Source organism: Saccharothrix xinjiangensis, assembly GCF_039527585.1.
Taxonomy (GTDB): Bacteria; Actinomycetota; Actinomycetes; order Mycobacteriales; family Pseudonocardiaceae; genus Actinosynnema; species Actinosynnema xinjiangensis.
This window is the reverse complement of record NZ_BAAAKE010000098.1, coordinates 1-553: the sequence shown is the minus strand read 5'-3', so window position 1 is coordinate 553 and position 553 is coordinate 1. Positions and strand designations below refer to the sequence as shown.

The window sequence follows — 553 nt, the reverse complement described above, 5'->3', positions numbered from 1 at the left end:
TCAGTGTCGATTCCATGAGTGTCCGGGCCCGCCGGCCCGCCGCCGGAGCCCGGAAAAAAGGGGGTCGCGCGGACTGGGTCGAGGAGATCGCCGTCGACGGGGAATGCCTCGGACGCTCCCGCGGGGGCTTGACGACCAAGCTTCACCTGGCCGTCGACACAGCTGGTCTGCCGTTGGCGGTGATCCTCACCCCCGGTCGGGCCGGGGACAATCCGCAACTGCTGCCGCTGCTCGACGGGATCCGTGAGGTCGACGTGGATGGGCAGCGGGTGCGGTTCGGGCGGGTGATCGCCGACAAGGCTCACACCCACCCGAGCACCCGCGCGGTGTTGCGTGAGCGAAAGATCAAGGCCACCATTCCCGAACGCACCGACCAGATCGCCCGCCGCAAGGCCAAGGGCTCGGCCGGCGGCAGGCCACCGGCCTTCGACCCCGATCTCCACGAGCTCCGCAACGTCGTCGAGCGGTGCTTCAACAGACTCAAGCAGTTCCGTGGCCTGGCCACCAGGTTCGCGAAACGAGCCGCCTACCACCGAGTCGAGATCATCCTGGC

General features: G+C 68.5%; 1 protein-coding gene. It reads left to right on the top strand.

The annotated features are described in order from the left end of the window. Nucleotides 1-14 precede the first annotated feature (14 nt). Nucleotides 15-553, top strand: a 539-nt coding sequence (locus ABD223_RS43410; protein ID WP_344044226.1) for an IS5 family transposase, incomplete at its 3' end; no start/stop codon positions are given.